The sequence below is a fragment of the Halomonas sp. JS92-SW72 genome, from assembly GCF_003547075.1.
GTDB classification, from domain to species: Bacteria; Pseudomonadota; Gammaproteobacteria; order Pseudomonadales; family Halomonadaceae; genus Halomonas; species Halomonas alkalicola.
This window is the reverse complement of the sequence record NZ_CP032147.1, coordinates 754180-780309: the sequence shown is the minus strand read 5'-3', so window position 1 is coordinate 780309 and position 26130 is coordinate 754180. Positions and strand designations below refer to the sequence as shown.

Sequence of the window (26130 nt, the reverse complement as noted above, 5' to 3'; positions counted from 1 at the left end):
TGCCGCCACCCTCCATCGCCGCACCCTCGGGTGCGGCGATGTCGTTGAAGGCGGCGGCCTATCCCAGGGGCAGCAGCGCCAGCGACTCGTCGGGGCCGAACCACTGCTGGAGAAGACCGCGCTGTTCGCCCAGCAGCACGGCCAGGTGGCTGGCCAACGGATGGTCCGCCGGCAGGCGCGCAGCGTGGTCGCGAAGCGATGCCTGCAGGGGAATCTGATCCGCCGGGAGCTGCTCGCCGCTGGCCCGGTTCGACATGAACGCCAGGGGCGGCAGCAGCAGGTGGGTCGCCCCGCTGCCCAGGGCGTTGTGAAGCCCCGCGGCATCGAAGTCGCCCAGGTAGAGGTGCGGCCTTCCGGTGGCGGACCAGTCGGCGGCCAGGGCGGCGAAGCCGCCGCCATAGTGGCGATCGCCGCGGTAGAGCACCAGCGGGCGGGACCAGCCGGCCAGCGCCGGTATCGCCGGGTCGAAGGCATAGAAGCTGTCGAGGTTCTCGACCTGGAGCAGCACGTCGAAGGCCACCAGGGCGATCTCTCGGCGATCGAGGTCGAGGAAGTCCCGGGGCCGGCTCGCGAGGCCAGGGCGCGGATCGCCCGCGGGAAGGCTGGCCAGAACTCGCTGTCGGCGCGGCGCCTCGCGCACGCTCTTGTGCTCGAGATTCCCGAGCCGCGCCTGCTCGGCGCTGGTCAACCCCGCCAGGGTGTCCTCGAGGCGGGGATGACCCAGGGCGCCCAGGGTGTCGTCGATGCGCTCGAGCAGATCGCGGTCCAGCCGCAGCCGGCCATGGGTCAGCCGCGGGCCGGGCTCGATGTCGTGAGCCTCGCACCAGGCGATGACCTCCTCCACCACCCGGCTGCGGCGCTTGTCGACCTGGTCCACCCGGCGCAGGGAGCGGGCGGCATCGAGCAGCAGGGTGCGGGCGCGGGACGAGAGATGCATGGAGCCTCCGGTGGGCTGATTCAGGCCTCCAGTTGAAGGATGACGTCGTGGATCAGCCGCAGGTGGTTGAAGGGGCTGGCCTGGGTCTCCTGCTGGCGCAGCCGGAAGGCTCGCTGCTCCCCCCGTGGCAGCCCCTGGTACTCGGCGATGACCTGGAACAGCCAGATCTCCTCGCCCCACTCGAACTCGCCCTCCTGCAGGTACTCGAGTGCGCTGTGCGGCTCACCGCCGCCATCCACCACCGCGAGATAGAAGCGCTCCACGTCCTCCTTGAGCGCCTGATGGCGGGCGGCGACGAGGGTGGCCTCCTGAATCTGTGCGGCGCCGGCGGCAGTCACCGGCTCGGAGCGCGTTGCTGGCCTGGGCAGGCGATGAAGCAGCCCGGCCAGGGTGCGGCTGTCGGCGTCGTGGTCCAGAGCGGCGGCACCGGCGGCGATCAGCGGCGCGGCGCGGTTGACCAGCGCCGGCACCTCGCTGCGCCGGGCGTAGTTGCCGGGCACGAAGCCGGGATGCTCGCGCAGGAAGGCGGCCATGCCGGCCACCAGGCGGCTGCGCGCCTGCTGCTGGCGGAAGCGTGCCAGCAGCTCGATCATCCGCCGCTGCACCTCGCGCAGGCTGGTGTAATGGCGGCTGAGCTGGTGCTGCAGGCCGCTCACCAGGAGCTTGCGCAGGGCGCCGTCGCCCCCTACCAGCTCGATCAGCTCGGTGAAGTCGATCAGCGCCAGGCCGTCGAGCAGGCGCACGATCTGTTTCTGGGCCCGCTCGTTCTCGCGGATCTTGTCGCCCAGCCGGCTGACGAAGCCGAAGTCGCTGTTGAGGCGGCGCCACAGGCTGTCGATGGCGTCGGCGAAGCGGCCGTTGAGGTCGTCCACCTCCTGGCGCAGCCGCAGCAGCTGCTGCTCCTGGCGCCAGTAGTCGCCGGCATCCCGCGCCTCGCGGTAGCTCTGTACCAGGCTGCGCAGGAGCTCCAAGGACTCGGCGACGTCGGCGTTGACATGGCGGCGGGTCTCGTCGGCCAGCATCTCGGCGATCAGCTCGCGCACCTTGGGGGCGAGCTTGACCCCGCCCTGCTCGTCCGGGCGCCACAGGATACGCGCGGCGAGAAGCCGATTCAGCGCGGTCTTGCTCAGCCCGGTCAGCGGCACCTCGTCCCGGGCGTAGCCGGCCATCAGCGTCTCGGCGTGCTTGCCGAGGAGCGCCAGCCGCTCGGTGCCGGTGCTGATCAGCCGGCTCTCCAGGGCGAGAGGGTCGCCGACGCCCCCCGTCACAGCAGGCTCTCCTGGCCGGCCGGCGCCTGGTCGTCGATGGGCAGGTGCTCCTCGTCGCGGATGAAGCGCACCAGATCGATCAGGTAGTCGATCTTGGCGGTCACCACGTAGTACTGCCGGTCGGCGTGGGGCTGGAGCAAGTAGCCGTGCTCCCTGAGCCGCTTGAAGACCTGCTTGATCTGGGCGTCGAGCTGCTCGCTCTGGGAGCCGAAGAAGGGGTCGGTGGCGAGGCGTTCGAGGCGCTCGCGCAGGCCCTGGTTGTCCTCGCAGCGCGAGCTGAAGTCCGCGGGCTTGAGCACATCCCCCGCGGAGGCCAGGCCGTCGCGCCCCAGGGTCTCCTGGACCAGCTGCAGCCACTCCAGCAGCGGCAGCAGGCTTGAGACCGTCTCGGCCAGCTGCCGGGAGAGCTGCTCCCGGGCGGCCTCGTCGAGCACGCGCCAGGCCAGGAAGTAGACGCTGCCCTCGTCGCTGGTGGCCAGGCGGCGATTGAGCGGGCGCAGGAAGGCATCGAGACGCTCGCGGGTCGCGTCGTCCTCGAGACGGCGAAAGGCGCTCTCGTCGCTCACCGCGCAGATGAACTCGCCGGCCAGCAGGCGTTCGAGCAGCGGGCCCAGCTCGACCATGGAAGGCGCCACCAGGGCGCCTTCGCTGTGGATCATATCGCTCATGAGGCGGCCTCCTCGGCACGGGCCTGGAGGCGCTGGGCCAGGCGGCTCAGGCGGGGCTCGATGCGCTTGAGGCGGCGCTTCTCCGGGGCCGCCTCGTCGCGGTCGATCAGGTAGCGATTGTGGAACAGCAGCAGCACGTCCGACTCCGGGTTGGGGAAGGCGCCGACGATATGGATGCGGTTGTTGTCACAGGCGTCGAACAGCTTCTCGACGTTGTGATAGGCCAGGGTGCCGATCTCGTCGATGGGCCAGTGGATGGCGATCTCGGCCTGGCCGCGCAGCAGCCGAGTGAAGGCGAGCAGGAACTTGCACAGGATCAGGTAGGCCATGCCGTGGCTGGAGGACTCCAGCAGCTGGCGGTCGTTCCGGATCACCAGATCGGTGCCGCCCTCATTGAGGTGCAGCTCCAGGCGCAGCAGGCTCTCGAAGCTGTACTGCTGGTCGCTACGCAACAGCTCCACCACGTCGGCCAGGGCATCGAGGTAGTCGTCACTGGGCAGCGGCTGGCCGGACTCCCGCCACTCCCGATAGCGCTGGGCGAAGCGCTTGAGCGGCTCCCAGAAGCCCAGCTCGTCGATGGTGGACTGGATCTTCACCTCGGCGCGGCCGATGCCCTCCAGCCGGAGGTCGTCGGCCACCTCGTCGGAGAGCCGCCGGCTCTGGGCGTTGATGCGGCGGTTGAGGTCGCGGAACACGGTGAAGAACTTGTCGAGGTCGTCGCTGAGGTTGCGCCCCTCCTGCAGCAGTTGCTGTTGCTGGCCCTCGAGCAGCTGGAGCATGTCGCGCAGCACCCCGAGCAGGCGGCGCGGGCCAGGATCCTCGAGCTTGGCGCGCTCGGCCTCCAGGGCGTCCTGGAAGTCGACGCTGGCCCCCTTGACCAGTTCGACCTCGATCTTCTCGCAGCCGCGGCGCAGCTCGTCGAGCTGGCGGGCATGGTCGGCCAGCGCCTGGCGGGCGCGCTCGATGCGCTCGGCGGCATCGCCCGGCGCTTCGCCGCGGGGCTCGGCGGCGGGCGCCAGCGCCAGGTCGGCGAGCTTGTCGAGCAGCGGCGCCAGGGTCTCTACCAGCGCCTGCTCGGCGTCGCGGCGGACCTTGAGCTCGCCCACCGCGGCCTGGTGCGCCTGGCTGGCCGCACGGAAGTCGGCCCTGTGCTGCTCGCGCTCGCGCTCCGCCGCCTGGCGTTCGCGGTCGAGCGACGCCTCCTTCTCTACCAGCCGGGGCTTGCGCTCGCCCCACTCCACGCGCATGAAGCGGGCGTAGTCGTCGAGCTCCTCGCGGCGCGCCTCGGTCGCACGGATGCGCTTGCCGAGGGCCTCGAGGCGGGTGCGGGTCTCTCCGAGGCGGACGGTGTCGACGCCCTGCTCGGCGAGCTCGCGGTCGAAGGCGGCCTGCAGCTCCTCGCGCTGGCGGCGGTTCTCTTCCTTGAGCTCGCCGAGCTGACGGCGGTATTGCTGGATCTGCTGTTCGAAGCCGGACAGCCGACCCTGGTAGTCGGCGGTCAGCTCGAGGCCCTGGGCGCGGTGGGTCTCCGCCAGTGCCGCCAGGGCACGCTGTCGCTCCTCGCTCAACGCCTGCTGGGTCGCCTGCTGCTCCTCCAGGGCCGCGCGGCAGGCGAGCTGGCGGGCCTGCTGGGCGTTAGCGTGGCGCTCCTGGCACTGGCGACGGGCCTGCAGAGCGTACTCCACCTCCTCGCCGGCACGCCGGCTGGCGCTGCGCCCGCGATCGAGGCGCGCGGTGGCTTCCTGCACCGTGTCATGGCGCGCCCTGAGGGCCTTCTCCGCCGCCTGGATCGCCGCCTGGGCCTCGCCGAGCGCCTGCTCGGCGGCCTCGATCTCAGCCAGCAGGCTTGCCTCGTCCTGGGCGTAGTCGGGCAGCGCGATGGCGGAGAGGTCCAGCGCCAGGCCGAAGAGGTCGTCGCTGGCCTCGTCGTTGAACTGAGGCGCCAGGTCGCGACGCTCAAGCAGCGCCGGGGCGATCACCTTGCCGAGGGTCACTTCCCAGCCCGGGCGATGGTGACGCAGGAAGTGGCGCAGGCTGCCCTGGGCGGGGTCGCGCTGCACCCGCAGCGTCTCGAGGTGCGCCTCGGCCCGGGAGCGCTGCGCGCGGGCCAGCTCCAACTCGCGCTCGGCGACCTCCCGCGCCTGCCGGCGCTCATCCAGCTCGCTGCGCAGGCTGTCGACCGCCGCCGTGGCGGCCTGCTGCTCGCTGCGGGCCTGATCGACCCGCGCCTGGGCGAGCTCGGCCTCGCGGGCCTCCTCCGCGGTCTGGGCGGTGTGGGCCAGCTGCGCCTTGAGCTCGGAGAGCCGGGCGGTGCCCTGCTCCAGGCGGCTGCGGTAGTCGTCGTCCAGGGCCTGGCGGCGCGCCTGGTAGTCGGCCTCGAGGCGGCTCTGCGCCTCGCGCTGGGCCTCCAGGCAGCCCTCCTTCTCCTCGCCCAGGGCGTCGATCAGCGCCTGGATCTCGTCGCGGCGCTGCTCCAGCAGGTCGCCCAGCTCCACCAGGCGGGCCTCGAGCCGCGCCTTGCTCGCCTGGAACGCCTGCTCCATGAGTTCGAGGTGGTCACGCAGCTGCTGCTGCTGCTCACGCCACTGGGGCAGCGCCTTGAGGTCCTGCTCGAGGCCCGGCATGTCGGCCTCCTCATAGGCCTCGAAGCGGCGCTGCAAGTCGTCCAGGTCCCCGCGGGTCTTGTCCAGCTCGCTGTCGAGCTCGCTTGCACGATCGTTGAGGGCATCGCGGGTCTCGCGGTAGGCCTGCTCCTGGGCCTGGAAGTCGCGCTGGCGCTGGCCGAGCTCGGCCTCGAGGTCGGCCCGGGTGCGCTCGGCGCGGTGGCGGTCGGCCTCGAGCTGTGGCCTGAGCTGCCACAGCGAGGCCTCGAGGTCGGCGAGCTCGCGATCGAGGCTCTCGAGGGCGGCCAGGGAACGCTGCAGGGGGTCCAGGCGCATGGACTGGCGCATACGGGCGATCCACTCCCGCGCCTTGGTGTTGCGAATGCGGGTGACCGGCAGCTCGACGCCATCCTCCTCGAAGATCGCCGCCAGCATGGTCTTGAGGGTGTCCATCTTGCCCTCCTTGGCGTGTACTGCCGAGACCAGCTTCTCCATATGGCGGATGCGCTGACCCGGGCGCACCAGGCTAAAGCGGGCGGCCACCTGGCGCAGGCGCAGCCCGTCGCGGCTGTTGGCCCGTGGCTGGGCATCACCGACCTGGGTGAAGTCGTTCTGGATCACCGAGCGATATTCGGAGGTGGCGCCGAGCTTGGGGGACAGCGAGACCCCCTGGCGACGCAGGCCGTTGGCCCACTGGGCGTAGTCCAGGGCCGTCACCCCGGCCTCACTCTCCACCAGGTAGTCCTCGGGCCGATAGGGCGCGCCGACGAAGCGGTACTCGACGCCGCCCTCGCTCCTGCGGGTCAGCACCGCCTGGCAGACATCCCCCTCCTCGCGGCGATACTCGTAGACGAGATAGCTGTTGCGGTGGGGCAGGTAGAAGGCATCAAACTTGAGCCGGGTGCGCGGGACGACCCGGTTGGGCAGCTCGCCGTAGAACACCGGTACCAGGCGCTGCAGGGTCGTCTTGCCCGAGGCGTTGGTACCGCAGATGTTGGTGTGGCCATCCACACTGAGTTCGACCACGCCATCCAGGTGGCCGTGAATCATCACGATGCGTAGCAGCTGGGCCATGCCGCGTCCTTGATGCTTGCCGTTGGGATCGAGGCCTGGCGGTCGGCGCCGGGCGATCCTGTGCCTTTTGGAAACGGCAAAGTATGCTGCAAAGCGGGGGGTGACACAAAGACGAAAGAGGACGGGCGGGAGGGCAATCGAGGGGGGCGAAGCGGACGGCTCGAACGGATTGGTCGGCTCAGCCGTAAAGCGTCGGGGGCCCTCCCTGGCCCTGCGCCATCATCGTGTCAAACGATGATAATCAGGCGATGTAGGCGCGAATGGCGTCACTGGCGGCGCGCTGCGCCATGGCGGTGGTGGCCCAGTACTCGAGCACTTCGCTGTCCAGAACGATCGCTTGGGTGGAAGTTGACATGGCGTGTCTCCTTGGTAGGGAAAATACTATATAACCCAGGATTTTCGACATTTCAATGCGCGGAATCAATTTCCATACTGTTGCGTGAGCGTAACGATTTTTAACGAAAACAGCCCGTTACGCCAGAAACGCAATGAACATCAGCGAGTTGCCCTCTCCCCATTGAGAGCTATCAGGAGCCATCGTGACTCATCGCCTGGCCGCCCAGCGGCTCAGAAACGCCCTGCAGCACCTGCTGATCCTGGCCGGCCTGGCCCTGCTGCTGGCGGTGCCCGGCTACCTGCTGGCGGGCGCCTTCGGGGTGGCCTGGGCCTTCGGCCTGGTGGTGCTGACCCTCTACCTGGGCGGGCGCATCCCACCGCGACTGGCGCTCGCCCGCGCCAACGCCGGCCTGCTGCGCCGTCACCAGGCGCCGGCGCTCTACCGGGTGCTGGATCTTCTCTATCGACGCGCCGGGATCCGCGCCGAACCCCAGCTCTTCTACGTGCCGTCGGCGGATCTCAACGCCTTCGCCGTGGGGGACGCCCGGGAGGGGGGCATCGCTCTTACCGACGGCCTGGTGCGCACCCTCGACCTGCGCCAGCTGGCCGGGGTGCTGGCCCACGAGGTGAGCCATCTGCGCCACGGGGATACCCGGGTCATGTCCATGGCGGCGACCATGACGCGCCTGACCATCTGGGGCGCCTTCCTGGTGCAGCTGGGGCTTGTGTTGATGCTGCCCATGGTGCTGGCCGGTGAGCTCAGGATGCCCTGGCTGGAACTGCTGGTGGTGGCCCTGGCGCCCTCGGCCAGCACCCTGCTGCAGCTGGCACTGTCGCGCAATCGGGAGTTCACCGCGGACCTCGAGGCGGCTGCGCTGACCCGGGACCCTCAGGGCCTGGCCGCAGCCCTTCAGGTGCTGGAGCGCCGCCAGGGGCTGTGGCTGTCGGCCCTGCTGCTCGGTGGCCGCCCGCCGGGCTGGTTCCGCCTGCTGCAGACCCACCCGCCCACCGACGAGCGCGTCCGCCGGCTGCTCGCCCTGGCCCGACGCCAGCCGCCGCGGCCACCCTCCCCCCGCCCCCATCGCCCCGATGAGGGGCTGGTGGTGGACCGGCCGTCACCCCTGGGTCACCATTACTGGCTGGGGCGCAGGCCAGGGCGGTAACGCAAGAGGCGACCCCGAAGGGTCGCCTCTTGCTCGCGTCAGGGCCCCGCTCTGCGGGGGGCCTTCGGCTTATTCGGCTGGCATCTGCTGCTGTTGCATCTGCTCCTGCATCTGGCGCATTTGCGCCTCCTGCTCCTCGGCCAGGCGCTCCAGCTCGTCGCGCTGCTCCGCGGTCAGGGTGGACTGGATACGGGCCTGCATCAGGGCGCTCTCGGCGGTCATGTCGCCGGTGAGCTGGCCGAGCCGCTCGGCGTCACGGCGAATGGCGGCCTCGTCGAACTCCGGGCCGATCTGCTCGTGGATCTGCATCTGCACGCCCTGGGCCTCGGCCTGCAGCGACTGCAGCCGCTCCTGGCCATCGGTCAGCAGCGCGACCAGCTCCTGCTCCTGGCTGTCGTCCAGGTTCACCAGCTCGTCGAGCTGGGCCACCTGCTGTTCGGCGCTGGGCGCGCCCTGAGGCATCTGCTGGGCCACGGCGGGGGCGGCCAGGGTGAAGGTCAGGGCAAGGGCGCTGCTGCCGATCACGGCGAGGGGCTTGGCAAATGTCATGCAATCTCCTGAAAAATCATGGGTATCCAATGACCCTAGCATGCCGCTGGTGGAGATGACACCCCGCACGCCGCGGCGAGTTACGCTAGAATCCCGAGCCATTCCCGAGACAGCAGCGGAGGCATACCGTTCACCATGAAATATATCGGAGCCCACGTCAGCGCCGCGGGCGGCGTCGATCAGGCGGTGCTGCGCGCCGTCGAGATCGGCGCCAACGCCTTCGCCCTGTTCACCAAGAACCAGCGCCAGTGGAACGCCAAGCCGCTGGATGATGCCACCGTCGAGGCGTTCCGTGCCGCCTGCCGCCGGCACGGCTTCGGCCCGGGGCAGATCCTTCCCCACGACAGCTACCTGATCAACCTCGGCCACCCGGAAGCGGAGGGCCTGGCCAAGTCCCGGGCGGCCTTCGTCGACGAAATGCAGCGCTGCGAGCGGCTCGGCATCGATCTGCTCAACTTTCATCCGGGCAGCCACCTGAAGAAGATCAGTGAGTCCGAGTGTCTCGCTCGCATCGCCGAGTCGATCAACGAGGCACTGGCACGGACCCGCGGCGTCACCGCGGTGATCGAGAACACCGCCGGCCAGGGCAGCAACCTGGGCTGGCGATTCGAGCATCTGGCCGAGATCATCGAACAGGTGGAGGACCAGGGTCGCGTAGGCGTCTGCCTCGACACCTGCCACGCCTTCGCCGCCGGCTATGACCTGCGCACCGCCGAGGCGACCACCGCCATGCTCGACGAGTTCGAGCGGGTGGTGGGCATCGAGTACCTCAAGGGCATGCACCTCAACGACGCCAAGAGCGAACTCGGCAGCCGGGTCGACCGCCACCACAGCCTGGGCCAGGGCAATATCGGCCTTGCCTGCTTCACCACCCTGATGCGCGATGCGCGCACCGACGGCATCCCCCTGGTGCTGGAGACCATCGAGCCGGCCATCTGGGCCGAGGAGATCGCCTGGCTGCGCGCCCAGCAGGAGGCACCATGACGACGGGTTCATCGCCGATCGGCATTCGCGCCTACGATCCCGCCGACTGGCCCGCCGTCTGGGCGATGCTCGAGCCGGTATTCCGCGCCGGGGAGACCTACGCCGTGCCCCGCGACATCGGCGAGCAGGACGCCCACCGGATGTGGGTCGAGCTGCCCCGGGCGGTGCGGGTGGCGGTCGATGCGCAGGGCACCCTGCTCGGCACCTACTACCTCAAGGCCAACCAGGCCGGCCCCGGCAACCACGTGGCCAACTGCGGCTATATCGTCGCCGCGCAGGCCCGCGGCCTCGGCGTCGCCGGTCGGATGTGCGAGCACTCCCTGGGGCTGGCTCGCGAGCTCGGCTTCAGCGCCATGCAGTACAACCTGGTGGTGGCCACCAACGAGGTGGCGGTCAAGCTGTGGCAGAGGCACGGCTTCGCCATCGCCGGCACCCTGCCCCGGGCCTTTCGCCACCCCGTGCACGGCCCGGTGGACGCCCACGTGATGTATCGGCTGCTGTAGCCGTCGCCGAAGCCATTGACCGGCCTCCCCGGGGCGGTGCATGCTCGGCAGGGCATCGAACCGCAAGACGCTGACACTACAAAGGAAACCAATAATGAAAGGCTTCGTACGCAGCACGCTGGCGCTGGGGATCTCCCTGGCCGTCATGACCTCCGCCAACGCCTCCGAGTTCGCCGAGATGGACCCAGTCACCCTGCGCCTGGCCCACGTGGTCAACGAGCAGGACGGCTTCCATATCGCCGCCGTGAAGTTCCAGGAGCTGGTCCAGGAGCGCACCGAGGGTGCGGTCTCCGTGGACCTCTACCCCAACGCCAGCCTGGGCGACGAGCGCACCCTGCTCGAGGGCATGCAGATCGGCACCGTGGACATGGGGGTGATCACCAACGGTCCGGTGGCCAACTTCGTCGAGGAGATGGCGGTCTTCGAACTGCCCTTCCTGTTCCCGAGCCCCGAGGCCGCCTACGAGGTGCTCGACGGCCCCATCGGCCAGGAGCTCCTCGACAAGCTCGCCGAGGTCAACCTCAAGGGCCTGGCCTACGCCGAGCGCGGGTTTCGCAACCTGACCAACAGCGAGCGTCCGGTATCGAGCCCCGACGACCTCGACGGCCTGCGCATCCGCGTGATGGAAAACCCGGTCTACACCGACACCTTCCGCGAGCTCGGCGCCAACGCCATCCCCATGGCCTGGACCGAGGCGCTGACCGCCATGCAGCAGGGCACCATCGACGGCCAGGAGAACCCGGTCAACGTCATCCACTCCTTCAAGCTCAACGAGACCCAGGCGCACATGACGCTGACCCGGCACACCTATGCACCGGCGCTCTTCGTGATGGGCATGCCGAGCTGGAACCAGCTGCCCGAGGCCGCCCAGGCGGTGCTGGTGCAGGCCGCCCAGGAGGCCGCCGAGCATGAGCGCCGCGTCAACGCCGAGATGGAGGCGGAGCAGCTGGCCGAACTGCGCGAGGCGGGCATGCAGATCATCGACGATGCCGACCTCGAGGCCTTCCAGGCCGCCGTGGCGCCGGTCTACGAGAAGTACGGCGAGCAGTTCGGCGACTACCTCGAGCGCATCCGCGAGGCGCTGGAATAAGTGAACCCGCTTGCGCGCTACCTGCTGCGACCCCTGCAGTGGAGTGAGCGCGCCCTCGACGCCGTCATGCAGCCCGTGGTCTTCGCGGGCATGGCGGCGTTGATCGGCGTGATCACCCTGCAGATCGTCTCGCGGGTCTTCTTCACGGCGGTGGGCTGGACCGAGGAGGTCGCCCGCTTCCTGCTGGTGTGGATCACCTTCCTCGCCGCCACCCTCGCCTTCCAGCGCGGGCGCCATATCGCCGTCACCTTCGTGGTGGACGCCCTGCCGCTGCGCCTGCGCCAGCTCGCGCGCATCGCCGCGGTGCTGGTGGCGCTCGGCTTCATGGTGGCGCTGGTGGTGATCGGCCATCGCTACATGCAGGTGCAGAGCTTCCAGAAGTCCGCCTCGCTGCGCCTCTCCATGACCTATGTCTACGCCGTCATCCCGCTCTCGGCGGCGATCATGGCCTGGTACGCTCTGGTCGACCTGCTGGAGCTGCTGATCCAGGGGCCGGATGCCCCCCGCGACGATGACAAGGGTGGCAGCGGCACTGCCGAGGAGCCTCTCCCATGACCGGCGTGCTGTTCCTGCTCTTCTTCCTCTTCATGCTGCTGGGGGTCCCCATCGCCCTGGCCATCGGCGCCAGCACCCTGCTGGCCCTGAACGCCCAGGGCGTGCCGCTGATGGTGGTCACCCAGCAGATGTTCCAGGGCATCAACTCCTTCGCCCTGGTGGCGGTGCCCATGTTCATCCTTGCCGGGGACCTGATGGCCCAGGGCAAGGTGAGCGAGAAGCTGGTCGACTTCGCCGATGCCCTGTTCGGCTTCCTCAAGGGCGGGCTCTCCATCGTCTCGGTGGGCGCCGGCATGTTCTTCGCAGCGATCTCGGGCTCCGGCGCCGCCACCACCGCCGCGGTGGGCTCGAGCCTGGTGCCGGAGCTGCGCAAGAAGGGCTACGACCCGGCCTCGGCGGCCAGCCTGATCGCCGCCAGCGGCACCATCGGCGTGGTGATCCCCCCCTCGGTGCCGATGATCATCTACGCGGTGATCGCCCAGCAGTCGGTCTCGAAGCTGTTCCTGAGTGGCATCCTGCCGGGGATCGCCATGGGGCTGGGACTCGGCACCATCGCCATCGTCCAGGCCTACCGCCGCAACTACCCCCGCGGCACCGAGCTCTCGCTGGCCACCATCTGGCGCACCTTCCTGAGCGCGAGCTGGGGGCTGATGACCCCGGTGATCATCCTGGGCGGCATCTTCTCGGGGATCTTCACCCCCAGCGAGGCGGCGGTGGTGGCGGTGAACTACGCCCTGCTGGTGTCGCTGTTCGTCTACCGCGACCTCGGCCTTGCCGACGTCTACCGCATCCTGATCCGCTCGGCGATCACCACCTCGGTGATCATGCTGGTGATCGCCACCTCGGCGGTGCTGAGCTGGACCCTCTCCAGTTGGCAGGTGCCCGGCGCCATCGCAAGCGCCGTGCTCTCGCTCTCCACCGACCCGCTGGTGATCATGCTGCTGATCGTGGCGGTGATCCTGCTCACCGGGGTCTTCATCGAGACTGCCAGTGCCCTGATCATCCTCACCCCGGTGCTGCTGCCGCTGGTGACCCAGCTCGGCATCGACCCGATCCACTTCGGCATCATCATCGTGATGGGGCTCGCCATCGGGATGATCACCCCACCGGTGGCGATCAACCTCTACGTCGCCTCCTCGGTGACCCAGCTGCCGCTGGAGCGCATCACCCGGGCGATCCTCCCCTATCTGCTGGGGCTGATCGCGGTGCTGCTGCTGGTGGTCTACGTGCCGATACTCGCGGGCTGGTCCGGCGCCTGAGCGGCGCCGGATGTCACGCCCTGGCGCTCACCCCAGCACCTTGCCGGGGTTGAGCAGGCCATGGGGGTCTAGGGCCTGCTTGAGCAGGCGCATGGTGGCGATCTCCGTCTCGCTGCGACTGAGGCTCAGGTAGTCGCGCTTCTCCAGGCCGATGCCATGCTCGGCAGAGATCGAGCCGCCGATCTCGGCCAGCGGCGCATAGACCAGCTGCTCCACCGCCCGACGGCTCTCGGCGCCGCCGTCTCGCACCGTGATCATCAGGTGCAGATTGCCGTCGCCCAGGTGGCCGAAGGTGACCAGCCGCGCGACCCCGGGCCAGGCCTCGGCCAGGCGCTGCTCCAGCGCCTCCACATAGGCCTCCATGGCGGGAATCGGCAGGCTGACGTCGAAGGAGAACATCGGCTTGAGCGTGCGCACCAGCACCTCGATGTCCTCGCGGATCGCCCAGATCGCCTGGCGCTGGGCCTCGGAGCTCGCCAGCACCGCGTCGGTGATCAGCTCCGCCTCGAAGGCCTCCTCCAGCAGCGCCTGGAACTGCTCGGCGTCGTGCTCGGCGTCCATGCCCTGGCTCTCGAGGATGGCGTAGAAGGGCGAATCGGTGGCCAGCGGCGGGGTATGGGCGCCGCTCTCCTCGGTCATCAGCCGGTAGTGGCTGTTCCACAGCGCCTCGAAGGCGCTCAGCCCGATGCGCCTGGGCGCCAGGTTGAGCAGGCTGGTCAGCGCCGCGAAGCTGGGTACCGCCACCAGGGCGCACTGCTCGCTGGCCAGGGCCGGCTGCAGGCGCAGCACGGCACGGGTGACGATGCCGAGCGTCCCCTCGCTGCCGATGAACAGCTGCTTCAGGTCGAAACCGGCGTTGTTCTTGAGCATGTGATTCATGGAGCTCAGCACGCGGCCGTCGGCCAGCACCGCCTCGAGCCCCAGCACCTGCTGGCGCATCATGCCGTAGCGGATCACCCGGATGCCGCCGGCATTGGTGGCGATGTTACCGCCGATGGTGCAGGAGCCTCGGGCACCCAGGTCCAGCGGGAACTGCATGCCGATCTCGGCGGCGGCCTCCTGGACCCGCTGCAGCGGCGCCCCGGCCTGGACGGTGAGGGTGCCACCCACCGGGTCGATCGCCTCGATGGCGCTCATGCGCTCCAGGGAGATCGCAAGCTCACTGGGCGCCGCCACCGCACCGTGCACCACCCCGGTCAGGCCGCCGTGGGTGACCACCGGCTGGCGAGCCGCATGGCAGAGGGCCATGACGCGGCTGAGCTGCTCGGTATTCCCGGGTCGCACGATGGCCGCGGCCTCGCAGGGGGCCGAGGTGAACCAGTCGACGCTGCGCTGGCGCACGGCCTCACCGGTCAGAAGGTTCTCGGGGCCGACGATCTCGGCGATCTGTTCAAGCAGTTGCTGCATGGTGGATTCCTGTAATGCGTTGTTCTGCCGTCATTCTCCCCCAACCCTCTTCCCAGGGCGAGCGGCGATGGGTAATGTCGACAGGCCGCGGGCCCTGGCCGCCCGACTCTCCCGACACTGCCATCAAGGATGCCGCATGCTCTCCAAGCGCTCGACCCTGCTCGCGACCCTGCTGTTCGGCCCACTGCTGCTCGCCGGCTGCACCACCTACACCTTTCCCGACGGCAGCCAGGAGACCCTGTGGGGCGTCCCCACCGACGACGAGACGCTGACCCGCGAGGAGCGCGACCGCCAGGCGCCCCGCTACCGGGTGCCCGGCGAGATGCCGGAGTAATCCTGCGGGGCGGGCCCTCAGGCGGTGGAGAGGGCCTGCCCCCTGACGAAGACCACGCTGAGGTTGTTGGCCGGCATATCCACGACGCGGGCGAGCTCGAGGCCACGGCACGTCGCCTCGGCCACGACCGCCTCGAGGTCGCGCACGCCCCAGCGCGGATCGTGGCGTCTGAGGCTGGCGTCGAAGGCGGCATTGCTGGGCGCGGTGTGCTCGCCGCCCCGCCGATAGGGACCGTAGAGATAGAGCACGCCACCCGGCACCAGGCGCTCGCCGGCACGTGCCATCAACGCCTCGGTGACCGCCCAGGGCGAGATATGCAGCAGGTTGATGGCCACGATGGCGTCGAAGGACTCTGCCGGCCAGCCGTCGGGCTCGGTGGCGTCGAGATGCCGCGGCGCGGCCAGGTTGGGCAGCGCCGCCGTCTCGCGCCAGGCGGCGATGGAGGCCAGCGCCTCGTCGGTGGGATCGCTGGGCTGCCAGTGCCAGCCGGGCATGGCGCCGGCGCAGTAGAGGGCATGTTCGCCGCTGCCGCTGGCCACCTCCAGTATACGGGCCCGCTCGGGCAGGACCTGGCGCAGCACCTCGAGGATCGGCTGGCGGTTGCGGGCCGCGGCGGGGCTGTGGAGACGGGAATCGCTCATGGTGACTCTCGGTCGAGGGGGAAATCGCTACTTCTTTCGGCTCCGGGGCTTGCCGGCAACGCCGCCCTTGGGGCCCTGCCCCGAGGAGCGCCCGCCTCTGGCCGGCCCTGCTCCGGGTTTTCTGGTGCCAGAGGGCTTGGCGCCGGCCTTCTTCGGGCTCCCCGCCCTGGCGCTCGGCGTCTTACCGCCCACAGCCTTGCCACCCGCTCCCTTGGCACCCGCTGCCTTGCCACCTGCGGCCTTTCCCGAGGACGCGCTGCCGCCTGACGCCTTGCGCCTGCCGGGCTTACCGCTGGCCGGTTTGCCGCCCTCGCCGCGGCGCGGCGTTGCGCCCTGCCGGCCCCCCGCCCCGGGGCTCGCTGCCTTGCTGGCCCCGACCCTGCCACCCTGGCGCCGTGCAGAGCGGCGGCCGGGGGCCTGGGCCTCGGAGGAGGAGTGCTCGGTCATGGCGAGGATCGTCGACACCTCGGCGGGCGTCAGGTCCCGCCAGTCCCCCTCGGCGAGCCCCTTGAGGGTGACGTTCATGATCCGCAGTCGTTCCAGCTTCACCACCTCGTAGCCGAACACCTCGCACATGCGGCGAATCTGGCGGTTCAAGCCCTGGACCAAGGTGATGTTGAAGACGAAGCGGGACTCCTTGACCACTGGACACTTCTTGGTGATCTCGCCGAGGATCGGCACGCCGCTGCCCATACCCTGGATGAAGTCGTCGGTGATGGGCTTGTTGACGGTGACGCGGTACTCCTTCTCGTGCTGGTTGCTCGCCCGCAGGATACGGTTGACCAGGTCGCCGTTGTTGGTCAGGAAGATCAGCCCCTGGGAGTCCTTGTCCAGCCGGCCGATGGGGAAGATCCGCGTACCGTGGCCGACGAAGTCGACGATATTGGCCTTCTCGCTCGGCTCGGTGGTGCTGACGATGCCCACCGGCTTGTTGAGGGCGATGAAGACCAGGTCCTCCTCCTCCAGCTCCAGCGGCTCGACGAGCTGGCCGTTGACCTTGACCACGCTGCCCGGGAAGACCTGGTCGCCGGGGGTGGCGCGCCGGCCGTCGATGCGCACGTTGCCCTGTTCGATGTAGCGGTCGGCTTCTCGTCGCGAGCACATGCCGCTTTCGCTGATGTACTTGTTGATCCGCTTGGAGGGGGTCTGGGCCATGGGACGCGTCCGGAACGTGGGGTGAAAGGGCCGAGCTGGCAGGGCTGTCAGCCCGGCAGTGTAAGGGCTGGCCCGCCCGCCGGCCAGCCTGGTGCCAGGCGCCAGAGGTCAGCCGCAGCACGCAATGACGCTGGCCCTGCCGCGCCTCGCGGGACCTGCGTGCCACTCATCACTCAGGCTGGCGATGCCGTTCCACCGTCTCCCAGCCCGCTGGCCGCGGCGATGAGTGCGGCTCGCAGCAACAGGGACTCGGGGATGGTTTCGTAGGTCACGCCCTCGACCTCAACGGTGCGACAGGCCTCGTCCCCGCAGACCGAACAGCAGGGGCTTCGACCCACATCGGCGTCCAGCCACTCCTCCATGGGCCGCCCGGCAATCCAGATGCGATTGGACGCCAGCGGATCGGCACGGAAGGTCGCCTCGTCCAGTTCGCGAATCTCGAGGAGAGGCTCCAGCCCCAGCGGCGCCAGCGCTGCCTTGAGCGTCTCGACGGCCTGCTCCACCTCACGCTGGGTGGCGCGGCAACGATCACAGGTCTCGCCACCGCTGACCAGGCGCTGCCAAAGTATGGGAAGGGTTCGCTTCATCATGGAATCTCCGGGAACGGGGCCATCGTCAGCCGCCTAGGCCACAGCACGCCTTGAACTTGCGCCCGCTGCCGCAGGGGCAGGCCTCGTTGCGGCCGGGCTTGAGCCGGGTGACCGAGGGGCTACCGTCCAGGTAATACCACCGTCCGGCCTCCCGACGAAAGCGCGAGGCCTCCTCCAGCACCCCGAAGCGCCGTCCCTCGCGGAAGGTGGCGCGGAAATGCACCTGCCCGCCATCGCCCTCCTCGCCGCTCTCCAGCACCTCGAGGCGCAGCCACCGAGTGGTCGGGTCCCGGGCGAGCGCGGCGGGGCGAGTGCTCGAATGCCAGCTCGCCCGCAGATAATCGGTGAGGTCCATTGCGAAGGCGCTGTAGCGCGAACGCATCAGCGCCTCGGGGGTGGGGGCAGGCTCGCCGGCGTGGTAGCGGCCACAGCACAAGGCCAGGGACTGGCCGCTGCCGCAGGGGCAGCCATCGGCTGAGGGAGGCATCACAACTCCTGTACAGGTCGAGCTAACATGATCGTTCATGTCCAACACTGGAAGAGCCCCATGATACCCCTGGATGCCCCCGCCCTGCCCGCTCGGCTGACCCTGGAAGCCCTCACCGAGCGCCTCGACCCCAGCGCCCTGCCCACCGTGGAGGTGCAGTCGCTGGACATGGGTTACTACCTGGTTCGCCTTCACCATGCCGGCGGTGACACCCAGCTGGTGGGCGACGATGGCGAGACACGCCGCTTCACCGGTACCCAGTGGATCAGCCGCGCCCTGGCGCCACTGGGCCTGACCCACGGCATCCTGACCTGGGCCGACGTCACCGACGAGATGGTGGGCCTTCCGAAAGGCCCTGCCGTCGAACCCGCGGCCCGCCTGGCCCACGGCACCCGGATCGCCTTCATGACCCAGTGATAACGAGGCCTTGCGGCCACGCCTTGTCCTGGGTCACTGCACTGCAGCATGCTGTATGGTAGTTATCTGCAGCAGCCACCCTGACATGCGCCGGAGGAGTAAGGATGACCGATCCCCACCACAACGAGCCCACCGCCTGGCACGCCCTGGATGGCAACGAGGCCCTGAAGCGCCTCGAGGGCACCTCCGACGGTCTGGATGGCGAGGAAGCCGCGCGCCGCCTGGCCGAGCACGGCCCCAACCAGCTCCAGCAGGCCGAGGCCCGCCCCTGGTGGCGGCGCCTGCTGGAGCAGTTCAACAATATCCTGATGCTGGTACTGATCGTGGCGGCCATCGCCAGCCTGGTGCTGGGCCACACCCTGGACGCCGCAGCGATCTTCGGGGTGGTGCTGATCATCGCCCTGATCGGCTTCATCCAGGAGGGCAAGGCGGAACAGGCGCTGGAGAGCATCCGCCAGATGCTCTCCCCCCAGGCCAAGGTGCTGCGCGGTGGTAAGCGCCAGACCATCCCCGCCGAGGAGCTGGTGCCCGGCGACATCGTGCTGGTAGAGAGCGGCGACCGGGTGCCGGCGGACCTGCGCCTGCTGGAGGCGAGGCGCTTTCGCACCGAGGAGGCCTCGCTGACCGGTGAATCCACCCCAGTGGACAAGAGCACCGAGGCAACGGCCGAGGATGCGGACCTCGGCGATCGCACCGGCATGGCCTATGCCAGCACCATCGTGGTCCAGGGCAACGCCCGGGGCCTGGTGGTGGAGACCGCGGCCAACACCGAGATCGGCCGCATCTCCGAGATGCTGCGCGGCGTCGAGAAGCTCAAGACGCCGCTGCTGCGCCAGATCGACCGGGCCGGGCAGGTGCTGGCCCTCTTCATCCTCGCCGCGGCGGTGCTCACCGGCACCTTCGGGGTGCTGGTTCACGCTCAGCCCCTGGGCGACATGTTCATGGCGGCGGTGGGCCTCGCCGTGGCGGCGATTCCCGAGGGGATGCCCGCCATCGTTACCATCGGCCTGGCGCTCGGCGTACAGACCATGGCGAAGAAGAACGCCATCATCCGCCGCCTGCCGGCGGTGGAGACCCTGGGCTCCATCTCCACCATCTTCTCCGACAAGACCGGCACCCTGACCCGCAACGAGATGACCGCCCAGGCCATCTGGCTGCCGTCCGGCGAGGTGCACATCGACGGGATCGGCTTCGCCCCGGAGGGGAGCTTCCACCGCGTCAGCGACGGCGAGCCCGACCGCGAGGCGCTGGACCTGGACGAGGATCATGCCCTGCGCCACTTCCTCAAGGTGGGGGTGCTGTGCAACGACGCCGAACTGGCCGAGGAACAGGGCCGCTGGAAGATCCACGGCGACCCCACCGAAGGGGCCCTGGTGGTCGCCGCCGCCAAGGCGGGGCTGTCCACCGAGGAGCTGCGCGGCAAGCACGACCGCCACGACGCCATTCCCTTCGAATCCGAGCGCAAGTACATGGCCACCCTGCACACCCTTGAGGGGGAGCAGCTGCTGCTGGTCAAGGGCGCGCCGGACCGCCTGCTCGAGATGTGCCACCGGGTGCGTGACGACGGCAACGACATCGAGCTCGATGTCGGCCTCTGGGAGGAGCGCATCAATGACCTCTCCTCACGGGGCCTGCGCGTGCTGGCGCTAGCCGAGAAGCGGGTCCGCGACGTCCATGAGCTGGCTGACGAGCACGCCGAGGAGGAGCTGGTGCTGCTCGGCCTGGTGGGGCTGCTCGACCCGCCCCGGGACGAGGCCATCGAGGCGGTGAAGGAGTGCCTGGCCGCTGGCATCCGCCCGGTGATGATCACCGGCGACCATGCGGTGACGGCGCTCGCCATCGCCAGGCAGCTGGGCTTCGCCCACACCGAGCGCGCCATCACCGGCCGCGAGATCGAGGCGATGTCCGATGCCGAGCTCGAGGAGGTGATCCTGGAGGTGGATGTCTTCGCCCGCGCCGCGCCGGAGCACAAGCTGCGCTTGGTGCAGGCGATGCAGGCCCGCGGCGGCATCTGCGCCATGACCGGCGACGGCGTCAACGACGGCCCGGCCCTGAAGCGTGCCGATGTGGGCGTGGCCATGGGCATCCAGGGCACCGAGGCCGCCAAGGAGGCCGCCGAGATGGTGCTGGCCGACGACAACTTCGCCACCATCGTCGGCGCCATCCGCGAGGGGCGCAAGGTCTACGACAACATCCGCAAGACCATCACCTTCATACTGCCCACCAACGGTGGCCAGGGGCTGGCGATCATGCTCGCCGTGCTGGCCGGTTCCACCCTGCCGGTGACCCCGCTGCAGGCGCTGTGGGTCAACATGGTGGTGGCGGTCACGCTCGGCCTGGCGCTCGCCTTCGAGCATGCCGAGAAGGACATCATGACCCGCAAGCCCCGGGACCCCGACGCCTCTCTGCTCGACCTCTTCCTGCTGTGGCGGGTGGTGTTCGTCTCGCTGCTGCTGCTGGCGGGCGTCTTCGGCATGTTCAGCTGGATCCAGGCCCAGGGGGGCAGCGTGGAGCTCGCTCGCACCGGCGCGGTCAACATGCTGGTGATGGGCAGCGCCGCCTACCTGATCAACAGCCGCTACCTGCTGCGCAGCACCCTCTCCGTCGAGGGCATCTTCGGCAGCCGCCCGGTGTGGGGCTCCATCGGCACCATCGTGGTGCTACAGCTGGCCTGGACCTACCTGCCCTTCATGCAGGTGATCTTCACCAGCGAAGGGCTCGGCATCGGCCACTGGGGCGTGATCCTGGCCGGTAGCCTGGCCATCTACCTGGTCGTGGAGGTCGAGAAACAGGTGCTGCGCGCGCGCGGCGTCAACGGTCAGCCGGCCGCCAACCACGGCAGCCACGGCAGCCACGACCGTACGGGGTTGAAGTCCTCGTGATGGCGGTCCGCCTGGCCCGGCGCCTCGTCCTGCTGAGCCTGCTGTGGTGGGTGATCAGCGGCGGCGGCGCCTGGGTCTGGGGGCTGCCGGTCATCCTGGCGACCGCCCTGGTCATGCCGACCAGCGGGGCCGCTCGGCTGCGCCCGCTGGCACTGATCACCTTCCTGCCCCTGGCCCTGTGGCTGGCCCTGCGCGGTGGTTTGCAGGTGGCGGCCCTGGCCTGTCGCCCTCGGCTCGCTCCCGCCACCCGGGTCATCGACTACCCCTGGCGCCACCTCCCCGAGGGGCCCGGCCGGCTGTTCATGGCCAGCCTGATCAACCTGTTGCCCGGCACCCTGACGCTGCGCCTGACCCCCGATACACTAAGGATTCATGTACTGCAGATGGATGCCAGGACCCGCCCCGAACTGGAGCGGCTCGAGGCGCGTGTCGCGCGCCTGTTCACGCAGCGCATCGTCCCCCCGGACGAGGAGCTCCGCTGATGTTACATGCGACCATCGCCGCGCTGCTGCTGCTCAACGCCGGCGTCGCGCTGTGGCGGCTGCGCCGCGGCCCCACCAGCGCCGACCGCATGCTGGCCGCCGAGATGGTCAGCGTCTCCGCTATCGCCGTGCTGCTGCTGTTCGGCGCCGGGTTCGCGCAACCCGCCCTGGTCGACGTGGCACTGCTGTTCGCCCTGCTGGCCGCCGTGGCCACCGCCAACTTCGTCACCCGCACCTGGACGCTGCTCCACGAGGAGAGCGACAGCCGCGAGGAGGCCGGGCGTGACTGAGTGGCTCGTCCCGCTGGGCAACGGGCTCATCATCGCCGGGGCGCTCTTCTTCGTTGCCGGCAGTCTCGGGCTGATCCGCTTCCCCGATCTCTATGCCCGGCTGCACGCCCTGACCAAGGCCGATAACCTGGGGCTGGGGCTGATCTGCCTGGGTCTGGCCTGCCAGGCGCCTAGCCTGGTGGCGGCCCTCAAGTACCTGCTGGTGTGGGGGCTGGTGCTGATCGCCTCCAGCATCGGCGCCACCCTGATCGCCTCCACCGCCCTGGCCTGCGGCCTCAGGCCCCGCCAAGGCCGCACCACCACATCCGGCGACGAGGGCGACGAGGAGCGCTGCCCGTGAGCGGCCTTGTGCTCGGCCTCGACCTGCTGCTGATCGCCAGCCTCGCCTGGCTGGCCTGGCAGGCGCTCTTCGGCCACCACCGTTTCGCCGCGGTGGTCCATTTCATGGCCTTCGGCCTGGTGATGGCGCTGGTCTGGGTGCGCCTCGACGCCCTGGACATCGCCCTGGCCGAGGCCGCCATCGGTGCCGGCGTCACCGGTGCGCTGCTGCTGGCGACCCTCGGTCGGCTGCCTGCCGCGGCCGCACACGCCCCCGCCTGGCGTGCCGCACAGCGCCCACTGGTCCTGCTGTCGCTGGCGACGACCCTGCTCGTGACCCTGGCTCTGGGCTGGGTCGCCTGGCAGCTGCCGCGCCCGGGCCTGGCAGGGCCGGTCGGCGAGGTGCTGTCGGAGAGCGGCGTCGAGAATGCCGTCACCGCCGTGCTGCTCAACCTGCGAGCCTGGGACACCCTGCTGGAGATCGCCGTGATGCTGGCCGCGGTGTGTCTGGTCTGGTCGCTGGGGCCGGCGCTCACCCCCTATGCACCGGCCACGGCGCTGCCCGGCCTGCCGGCCCTGACCCGGCTGCTGCACCCGCTGTTCCTGCTGGTACCCGCCTACCTGCTGTGGCGCGGCAGCCACGCCCCGGGCGGCGCCTTTCCGGCCGGGGCGGTACTCGGCGCCGGTGGCGTACTTCTGGTCCTCGCCGATGCGGTCCCCTGGATGCATGAGCCCCGCCGCCAGCCGCTGCTGCGGCTGCAGCTGGCCGCCGGCGTGCTGCTGTTTCTGGCCGTGGGACTCGTCGGCCTGCTCCTGACGGGCACCTTCCTGGCCATTCCCGCCGGTGTGGCGGGACACGTCATCCTCGCCGTGGAGGTGGCCGCGGCCCTCTCCATCGCCCTGATGCTGATGGCCTTCTACCTCTTCGGGGAGCCGGCCCGATGAGCGAACTCTACCTGCTGCTGGCCGCGGCCCTGGTCGGCATGGCATTGATCGGACTGTTTCGCGCCACAGACCTGCTGCGCCGGGTGCTGGCCCTCAACGTGCTGGCCAGCGCCGTCTTCCTGCTGCTGGTCACCCTGGCACGCAGCGCAGACGGCATCGATCCGCTGCCTCACGCCATGGTGCTCACCGGCATCGTGGTGGCGGTGAGCACCACCGCCGCGGTACTCGCCCTGGCAGTGCAGGCCCATGAGCGGCGCCGGCGCGGGGAGGAGCCGTGAATCTCGACGCTTGGCTCCTGCCGTTGCTGGTTGCCGTCCCCCTGATGCTGACCATCGCTGCCTTCCTCGGCCTGCTCCCGGCAAGCCGGCAGGTGGCCATCGCCCTGGCGGGGCTTGCCCTCGGCGGGCTGGGACTTGCGGGTGGCGGACTCGTGGACGGCGCGACCGAGGCTTCCCTGTGGCTGGGGGGCTGGACACCGCCGGTGGGCATCGCCTGGCGGCTGGACACGCCGGCCGCGTTGCTGCTCGCCATGGTCGGCCTGCTGATGGGGCTGGCCAGCCTGGTGCTGCTGGCCGAGCCGGATAGCCGTGACGACCGCTACCTGTGGAGCCTCTGGTGGCTGCTGTGGGCTTCCCTCAACGCCCTGCTGCTCTCCCGTGACCTCTTCAACCTCTACGTCACCCTGGAACTGATGTCACTGGCGGCGGTGGGCCTGGTCAACCGCTCCCGGGAGGACCCCTTCCACGTGGCGTCGCTGCGCTACCTGATGGCCTCGCTGCTCGGCTCGCTGCTCTACCTGCTGGGGGTGGCGCTGCTCTACGGCCAGTTCAGGCGGCTGGACCTGATGCAGCTGGCCACGCTGCTCGAGGACGGCCCGGCGGCCCGGCTGGCCGCGCTGGCCATCACCCTGGGGCTGATGATCAAGGCGGCCATGGTCCCCCTTCACGGCTGGCTGCCGGCCGCCCACTCCCGGGCACCGGCCCCGGTCAGCGCCCTGCTCTCAGGCGCCGTGGTGGCCGCGGCCCTGATGGTGCTGTGGCGACTGTGGCTCGGCCCCTTCGCCGAACTCGGCAGCCTGATGCGCCAGGCCATGGCCGCCCTCGGAGCCGTGGCCCTGGTCTGGGGCGGCGTCCAGGCCCTGCTGCAGAGCCGCCTGAAGCTGGTGATCGCCTGGTCGACGCTCTCCCAGAGCGGCTATGCCCTGATGCTGCCGGTGCTCGCCGGCAGCGACGCCTGGCAGGGCATCGGCGCCCGGGGCGCGCTGTGGCTGCTGGTGACCCATGGCCTGGCCAAGGGCGGGCTCTTCCTGGCGGCCGGCGCCCTGAAGCACCGCCATGGTCACGACCGCCTGACCGGGTTGGCCGGCAGCGCCCGCCGCCAGCCTCTGGCCTGGGCGGTGATGGCGATCGGTGGGCTCTCCCTGGTCGGCATCCCGCCGAGCGGCGGCTTCGTCGGCAAGTGGTGGCTGCTGCGGGCGGCCCTGGAAGTGGAGCTGTGGCTGCTGGCCGGGGTGATGCTTACCGGCACCCTGCTCACCGCCGCCTGGCTGTGGCGGGTCCTGTCGATTGCCCTGGCGCCTGAAGGCGATCGGTTCCCGCCCCCCACTGCCTGGTCGAAGAGCTGGCGTGAGGTGTCACCGGCGCTGCTGATGGTGGGGCTGGCCTGGCTCGCAGGCCTCGTCGCCCTGGCCGGCGCATCCGACCTCACCCTGGCCGTGCCGCGCCTGGAGACCGAGCGGCTCCCCTGGCTGCTGCCCGCACTGCTGCTCTGGCCCCTGGTGCTTGTCGCCTCTGGCTCGGCAACGCCGGCCGGCCGGGCCTCCGGGTCGCCCCCGGGGCTTACCGCGCTGCTCCTCTTTACCGCGGCGGCCCATCTCGTCACCCTGACCGCCGGCGACCTGCTCGTCTTCTACCTGGGGACGGCCTGGCTGGGCCTTGCCGGCTGGGGGCTGGTTTGGCTGGGCGGTAGCTCCGGTGCGCGGCGTGCCGCCGCCGGGTACCTGGCGATGATGCTGCTTGCCGAGGTAAGCCTGCTGCTGGGCCTGACCCTGGCCTGGCAGGAATCGCCGTCGCTTGCCTTTGCCGACCTGGCCCGGGCCGGGCTACCGGCGCCGGCGCTGGCGGCGCTGGGACTGGGACTTGCCATCAAGGCGGGGGCTATCGGCGTCCACGCCTGGCTGCCCCTGGCGCACCCGGTGGCCCCGCCCCTGGCCAGCGCCGTGCTCTCGGGGCTGCTGATCAAGGTGGGGCTGCTGGGCGGCGTGCTGCTGCTGGGCGACGGCGCCGCAGGCGCCGGTAAGCTGCTGGTAGCGGCAGGCCTGGCCGGCGCCCTCTATGGCGCCGGCCGCGGCCTGGCTCAGACCGGCCCCAAGCCGCTGCTGGCCTGGTCCAGCGTCAGCCAGATGGGCCTCGCCACGGCGCTGCTGGGCCTGCACCTGCAGGGCAGCCCCGCCGCCCTGCCGGCCCTGCTGGGGCTGGTGGCCGCCCACGCCCTGGCCAAGGCGGCGCTGTTCATGGGCTCAGGGCTGTTCATGGGCGCGGGGCTGCTCGCCCGCAGCGCCAGCCGGCGCGGGCTGCTGCTGGGCGCCCTGGCGCTGCCCGCCCTGACCCTGGCCGGGCTGCCGCCCTGGAGCGGCCTGGCAGTGAAGGCGGGCATGGAGGCGGCGCTGAACGAGGCGTCACTGGCCGCCTGGCCGGTGACCCTGAGCGGGATGCTGACAAGCCTGGTGATGCTCAGGCTGGGCTGGCTGCTGTGGCGACTCGAGCCCGTGGCGGAAGACAACGCGATACCACCGACCTGGCTGGCGGCATCGCTCTGGGGGCTGGGCGCGCTGGCAGCCCTGCTGCCCTGGGTCTGGGCCGGTGTTCCTCTGGCCTACCTGGCTGCGCCGGGAGCCTGGGCGAAGGCACTCGCTCCGGCGCTCGGGGCCCTCGCGATCGCCTTCCTGCTGCTGGCCGCCGGGCCGCTGCATCGACGCCTGGCTGCACTGGGCTGGCGACAGCGGGTACGGCAAAGGGCACGGCGCCTCATGGCTCGACAGGCGGCTCGCCGCTGGCGCTGGCGTCTGCGTCGTGCCGACGCCTGGCTGATGCCCTGGCCCGCCTTCGGCGTCTGCCTGGGGCTCACCGCCCTGCTGCTGGGGCTGGCCGGGCTGGCGTGAGCGCCTCGCCGCAGGCCAGGCCTGGATCAGCCC

At 70.2% G+C, this 26130-nt stretch carries 25 protein-coding genes; 15 read left to right on the top strand and 10 right to left on the bottom strand.

Annotated features, from left to right (window positions below; translation table 11 throughout):
• Positions 1 to 58 precede the first annotated feature (58 nt).
• From D1793_RS03695 to D1793_RS03680, 4 genes are read right to left on the bottom strand one after another with little or no spacing between them, the layout of a single operon-like run.
• Positions 59 to 937 carry a hypothetical protein gene (locus D1793_RS03695; protein ID WP_119020937.1) on the bottom strand — a complete coding sequence of 293 codons (879 nt, stop codon included), beginning with the start codon at positions 935 to 937 and terminating at the stop codon, positions 59 to 61.
• 20 nt (positions 938 to 957) lie between these two features.
• A complete protein-coding gene (locus D1793_RS03690) occupies positions 958 to 2205 on the bottom strand; it encodes a hypothetical protein (RefSeq protein WP_119020936.1) in 1248 nt (415 codons plus the stop codon).
• Positions 2202 to 2828 (bottom strand): hypothetical protein, encoded by a 627-nt coding sequence (locus D1793_RS03685; protein WP_119023562.1) that lies wholly within the window; start codon positions 2826 to 2828, stop codon positions 2202 to 2204. The genes D1793_RS03690 and D1793_RS03685 overlap by 4 nt, the downstream gene beginning before the upstream one ends.
• A gap of 41 nt (positions 2829 to 2869) precedes the next feature.
• The gene (locus tag D1793_RS03680; protein WP_119020935.1) at positions 2870 to 6550 is read right to left on the bottom strand and encodes an ATP-binding protein; all 3681 of its coding nucleotides are present in this window, start codon (positions 6548 to 6550) and stop codon (positions 2870 to 2872) included.
• Positions 6551 to 7089: 539 nt separating this feature from the next.
• Between D1793_RS03680 and D1793_RS03675 the strand changes: the two genes are divergently transcribed.
• Positions 7090 to 8049 (top strand): zinc metalloprotease HtpX, encoded by a 960-nt coding sequence (locus D1793_RS03675; RefSeq protein ID WP_162899899.1) that lies wholly within the window; start codon positions 7090 to 7092, stop codon positions 8047 to 8049.
• Positions 8050 to 8118: 69 nt separating this feature from the next.
• On the opposite strand, the gene D1793_RS03670 is transcribed toward D1793_RS03675, so the two are convergent.
• The gene (locus D1793_RS03670) at positions 8119 to 8598 is read right to left on the bottom strand and encodes a Spy/CpxP family protein refolding chaperone (protein WP_119020933.1); all 480 of its coding nucleotides are present in this window, start codon (positions 8596 to 8598) and stop codon (positions 8119 to 8121) included.
• A gap of 135 nt (positions 8599 to 8733) precedes the next feature.
• Here D1793_RS03670 and nfo point away from each other — a divergent pair, with 135 nt between their 5' ends.
• The 5 genes from nfo (at position 8734) to D1793_RS03645 (ending at position 12989) form a co-directional block, all read left to right on the top strand.
• Positions 8734 to 9582 carry a deoxyribonuclease IV gene (nfo, locus tag D1793_RS03665; RefSeq protein ID WP_119020932.1) on the top strand — a complete coding sequence of 283 codons (849 nt, stop codon included), beginning with the start codon at positions 8734 to 8736 and terminating at the stop codon, positions 9580 to 9582.
• Positions 9579 to 10085 carry a GNAT family N-acetyltransferase gene (locus D1793_RS03660; RefSeq protein WP_119020931.1) on the top strand — a complete coding sequence of 169 codons (507 nt, stop codon included), beginning with the start codon at positions 9579 to 9581 and terminating at the stop codon, positions 10083 to 10085. Before nfo ends, D1793_RS03660 begins: the two co-directional genes overlap by 4 nt.
• Before the next feature lie 94 nt (positions 10086 to 10179).
• Complete coding sequence (locus D1793_RS03655) at positions 10180 to 11175, top strand: TRAP transporter substrate-binding protein (protein ID WP_119020930.1); 996 nt, start codon at positions 10180 to 10182, stop codon at positions 11173 to 11175.
• A 66-nt stretch (positions 11176 to 11241) separates the two neighbouring features.
• Positions 11242 to 11730, top strand: coding sequence for a TRAP transporter small permease (locus D1793_RS03650; RefSeq protein WP_119023561.1), 489 nt, complete (start codon positions 11242 to 11244; stop codon positions 11728 to 11730).
• Positions 11727 to 12989 carry a TRAP transporter large permease gene (locus D1793_RS03645; protein WP_119020929.1) on the top strand — a complete coding sequence of 421 codons (1263 nt, stop codon included), beginning with the start codon at positions 11727 to 11729 and terminating at the stop codon, positions 12987 to 12989. Before D1793_RS03650 ends, D1793_RS03645 begins: the two co-directional genes overlap by 4 nt.
• A 27-nt stretch (positions 12990 to 13016) precedes the next feature.
• Here the strand turns inward: D1793_RS03645 and D1793_RS03640 are convergent, their stop codons facing one another.
• Entirely contained in the window at positions 13017 to 14396 is a 1380-nt protein-coding gene (locus D1793_RS03640; RefSeq protein WP_119020928.1) for an FAD-binding oxidoreductase, read from the bottom strand.
• Between the two features lie 136 nt (positions 14397 to 14532).
• Between D1793_RS03640 and D1793_RS03635 the strand changes: the two genes are divergently transcribed.
• Positions 14533 to 14730: a hypothetical protein gene (locus tag D1793_RS03635; protein WP_119020927.1), complete on the top strand. Its 198-nt coding sequence runs from the start codon at positions 14533 to 14535 to the stop codon at positions 14728 to 14730.
• Positions 14731 to 14747: 17 nt separating this feature from the next.
• Here the strand turns inward: D1793_RS03635 and D1793_RS03630 are convergent, their stop codons facing one another.
• The 4 genes from D1793_RS03630 to D1793_RS03615 all read right to left on the bottom strand — a co-directional run bounded on the left by D1793_RS03630 (position 14748) and on the right by D1793_RS03615 (position 17603).
• Positions 14748 to 15371, bottom strand: coding sequence for a DUF938 domain-containing protein (locus tag D1793_RS03630; RefSeq protein WP_119020926.1), 624 nt, complete (start codon positions 15369 to 15371; stop codon positions 14748 to 14750).
• 27 nt (positions 15372 to 15398) lie between these two features.
• On the bottom strand, positions 15399 to 16526 hold the full coding sequence (rluF, locus tag D1793_RS03625) for a 23S rRNA pseudouridine(2604) synthase RluF (RefSeq protein WP_119020925.1): 1128 nt from the start codon (positions 16524 to 16526) through the stop codon (positions 15399 to 15401).
• 173 nt (positions 16527 to 16699) lie between these two features.
• Positions 16700 to 17116, bottom strand: a complete 417-nt coding sequence (locus D1793_RS03620) for a DUF2703 domain-containing protein (protein WP_205527625.1) — start codon at positions 17114 to 17116, stop codon at positions 16700 to 16702.
• A 25-nt stretch (positions 17117 to 17141) separates the two neighbouring features.
• On the bottom strand, positions 17142 to 17603 hold the full coding sequence (locus D1793_RS03615) for a YchJ family protein (RefSeq protein ID WP_119020924.1): 462 nt from the start codon (positions 17601 to 17603) through the stop codon (positions 17142 to 17144).
• A 60-nt stretch (positions 17604 to 17663) separates the two neighbouring features.
• Here D1793_RS03615 and D1793_RS03610 point away from each other — a divergent pair, with 60 nt between their 5' ends.
• From D1793_RS03610 to D1793_RS03580, 8 genes are all read left to right on the top strand, one after another.
• Complete coding sequence (locus D1793_RS03610) at positions 17664 to 18020, top strand: DUF6482 family protein (protein ID WP_119020923.1); 357 nt, start codon at positions 17664 to 17666, stop codon at positions 18018 to 18020.
• Positions 18021 to 18124: 104 nt separating this feature from the next.
• A complete protein-coding gene (locus D1793_RS03605; RefSeq protein ID WP_119020922.1) occupies positions 18125 to 20902 on the top strand; it encodes a cation-transporting P-type ATPase in 2778 nt (925 codons plus the stop codon).
• A complete protein-coding gene (locus D1793_RS03600) occupies positions 20902 to 21384 on the top strand; it encodes a Na+/H+ antiporter subunit E (protein ID WP_119020921.1) in 483 nt (160 codons plus the stop codon). The genes D1793_RS03605 and D1793_RS03600 overlap by 1 nt, the downstream gene beginning before the upstream one ends.
• Positions 21384 to 21674, top strand: a complete 291-nt coding sequence (locus D1793_RS19655; protein WP_205527624.1) for a monovalent cation/H+ antiporter complex subunit F — start codon at positions 21384 to 21386, stop codon at positions 21672 to 21674. The genes D1793_RS03600 and D1793_RS19655 overlap by 1 nt, the downstream gene beginning before the upstream one ends.
• Positions 21667 to 22014 (top strand): monovalent cation/H(+) antiporter subunit G, encoded by a 348-nt coding sequence (gene mnhG / locus D1793_RS19650; RefSeq protein WP_205527623.1) that lies wholly within the window; start codon positions 21667 to 21669, stop codon positions 22012 to 22014. The genes D1793_RS19655 and mnhG overlap by 8 nt, the downstream gene beginning before the upstream one ends.
• A complete protein-coding gene (locus D1793_RS03590) occupies positions 22011 to 22937 on the top strand; it encodes a hydrogenase subunit MbhD domain-containing protein (RefSeq protein WP_119020919.1) in 927 nt (308 codons plus the stop codon). The genes mnhG and D1793_RS03590 overlap by 4 nt, the downstream gene beginning before the upstream one ends.
• The gene (locus D1793_RS03585; protein ID WP_119020918.1) at positions 22934 to 23215 is read left to right on the top strand and encodes an NADH-quinone oxidoreductase subunit K; all 282 of its coding nucleotides are present in this window, start codon (positions 22934 to 22936) and stop codon (positions 23213 to 23215) included. Before D1793_RS03590 ends, D1793_RS03585 begins: the two co-directional genes overlap by 4 nt.
• The gene (locus tag D1793_RS03580) at positions 23212 to 26097 is read left to right on the top strand and encodes a proton-conducting transporter membrane subunit (RefSeq protein ID WP_162899898.1); all 2886 of its coding nucleotides are present in this window, start codon (positions 23212 to 23214) and stop codon (positions 26095 to 26097) included. The genes D1793_RS03585 and D1793_RS03580 overlap by 4 nt, the downstream gene beginning before the upstream one ends.
• Positions 26098 to 26130 lie beyond the last annotated feature (33 nt).

What these genes read in the sequence shown, in the direction of transcription:
- D1793_RS19655 (WP_205527624.1), top strand. Translation starts at nt 21,384, where the DNA reads ATGTTACATGCGACCATCGCCGCGCTGCTGCTGCTCAACGCCGGCGTC.
- D1793_RS03680 (WP_119020935.1), bottom strand. Translation starts at nt 6,550, where the DNA reads ATGGCCCAGCTGCTACGCATCGTGATGATTCACGGCCACCTGGATGGC.
- D1793_RS03685 (WP_119023562.1), bottom strand. Translation starts at nt 2,828, where the DNA reads ATGGTCGAGCTGGGCCCGCTGCTCGAACGCCTGCTGGCCGGCGAGTTC.
- D1793_RS03640 (WP_119020928.1), bottom strand. Translation starts at nt 14,396, where the DNA reads ATGCAGCAACTGCTTGAACAGATCGCCGAGATCGTCGGCCCCGAGAAC.
- D1793_RS03610 (WP_119020923.1), top strand. Translation starts at nt 17,664, where the DNA reads ATGATACCCCTGGATGCCCCCGCCCTGCCCGCTCGGCTGACCCTGGAA.
- D1793_RS03585 (WP_119020918.1), top strand. Translation starts at nt 22,934, where the DNA reads ATGAGCGAACTCTACCTGCTGCTGGCCGCGGCCCTGGTCGGCATGGCA.
- D1793_RS03600 (WP_119020921.1), top strand. Translation starts at nt 20,902, where the DNA reads ATGGCGGTCCGCCTGGCCCGGCGCCTCGTCCTGCTGAGCCTGCTGTGG.
- D1793_RS03645 (WP_119020929.1), top strand. Translation starts at nt 11,727, where the DNA reads ATGACCGGCGTGCTGTTCCTGCTCTTCTTCCTCTTCATGCTGCTGGGG.
- D1793_RS03620 (WP_205527625.1), bottom strand. Translation starts at nt 17,116, where the DNA reads ATGATGAAGCGAACCCTTCCCATACTTTGGCAGCGCCTGGTCAGCGGT.
- D1793_RS03615 (WP_119020924.1), bottom strand. Translation starts at nt 17,603, where the DNA reads ATGCCTCCCTCAGCCGATGGCTGCCCCTGCGGCAGCGGCCAGTCCCTG.
- D1793_RS03695 (WP_119020937.1), bottom strand. Translation starts at nt 937, where the DNA reads ATGCATCTCTCGTCCCGCGCCCGCACCCTGCTGCTCGATGCCGCCCGC.
- D1793_RS03655 (WP_119020930.1), top strand. Translation starts at nt 10,180, where the DNA reads ATGAAAGGCTTCGTACGCAGCACGCTGGCGCTGGGGATCTCCCTGGCC.
- D1793_RS03660 (WP_119020931.1), top strand. Translation starts at nt 9,579, where the DNA reads ATGACGACGGGTTCATCGCCGATCGGCATTCGCGCCTACGATCCCGCC.
- D1793_RS03650 (WP_119023561.1), top strand. Translation starts at nt 11,242, where the DNA reads ATGCAGCCCGTGGTCTTCGCGGGCATGGCGGCGTTGATCGGCGTGATC.
- rluF (WP_119020925.1), bottom strand. Translation starts at nt 16,526, where the DNA reads ATGGCCCAGACCCCCTCCAAGCGGATCAACAAGTACATCAGCGAAAGC.
- D1793_RS03670 (WP_119020933.1), bottom strand. Translation starts at nt 8,598, where the DNA reads ATGACATTTGCCAAGCCCCTCGCCGTGATCGGCAGCAGCGCCCTTGCC.
- nfo (WP_119020932.1), top strand. Translation starts at nt 8,734, where the DNA reads ATGAAATATATCGGAGCCCACGTCAGCGCCGCGGGCGGCGTCGATCAG.
- D1793_RS03605 (WP_119020922.1), top strand. Translation starts at nt 18,125, where the DNA reads ATGACCGATCCCCACCACAACGAGCCCACCGCCTGGCACGCCCTGGAT.
- D1793_RS03630 (WP_119020926.1), bottom strand. Translation starts at nt 15,371, where the DNA reads ATGAGCGATTCCCGTCTCCACAGCCCCGCCGCGGCCCGCAACCGCCAG.
- D1793_RS03635 (WP_119020927.1), top strand. Translation starts at nt 14,533, where the DNA reads ATGCTCTCCAAGCGCTCGACCCTGCTCGCGACCCTGCTGTTCGGCCCA.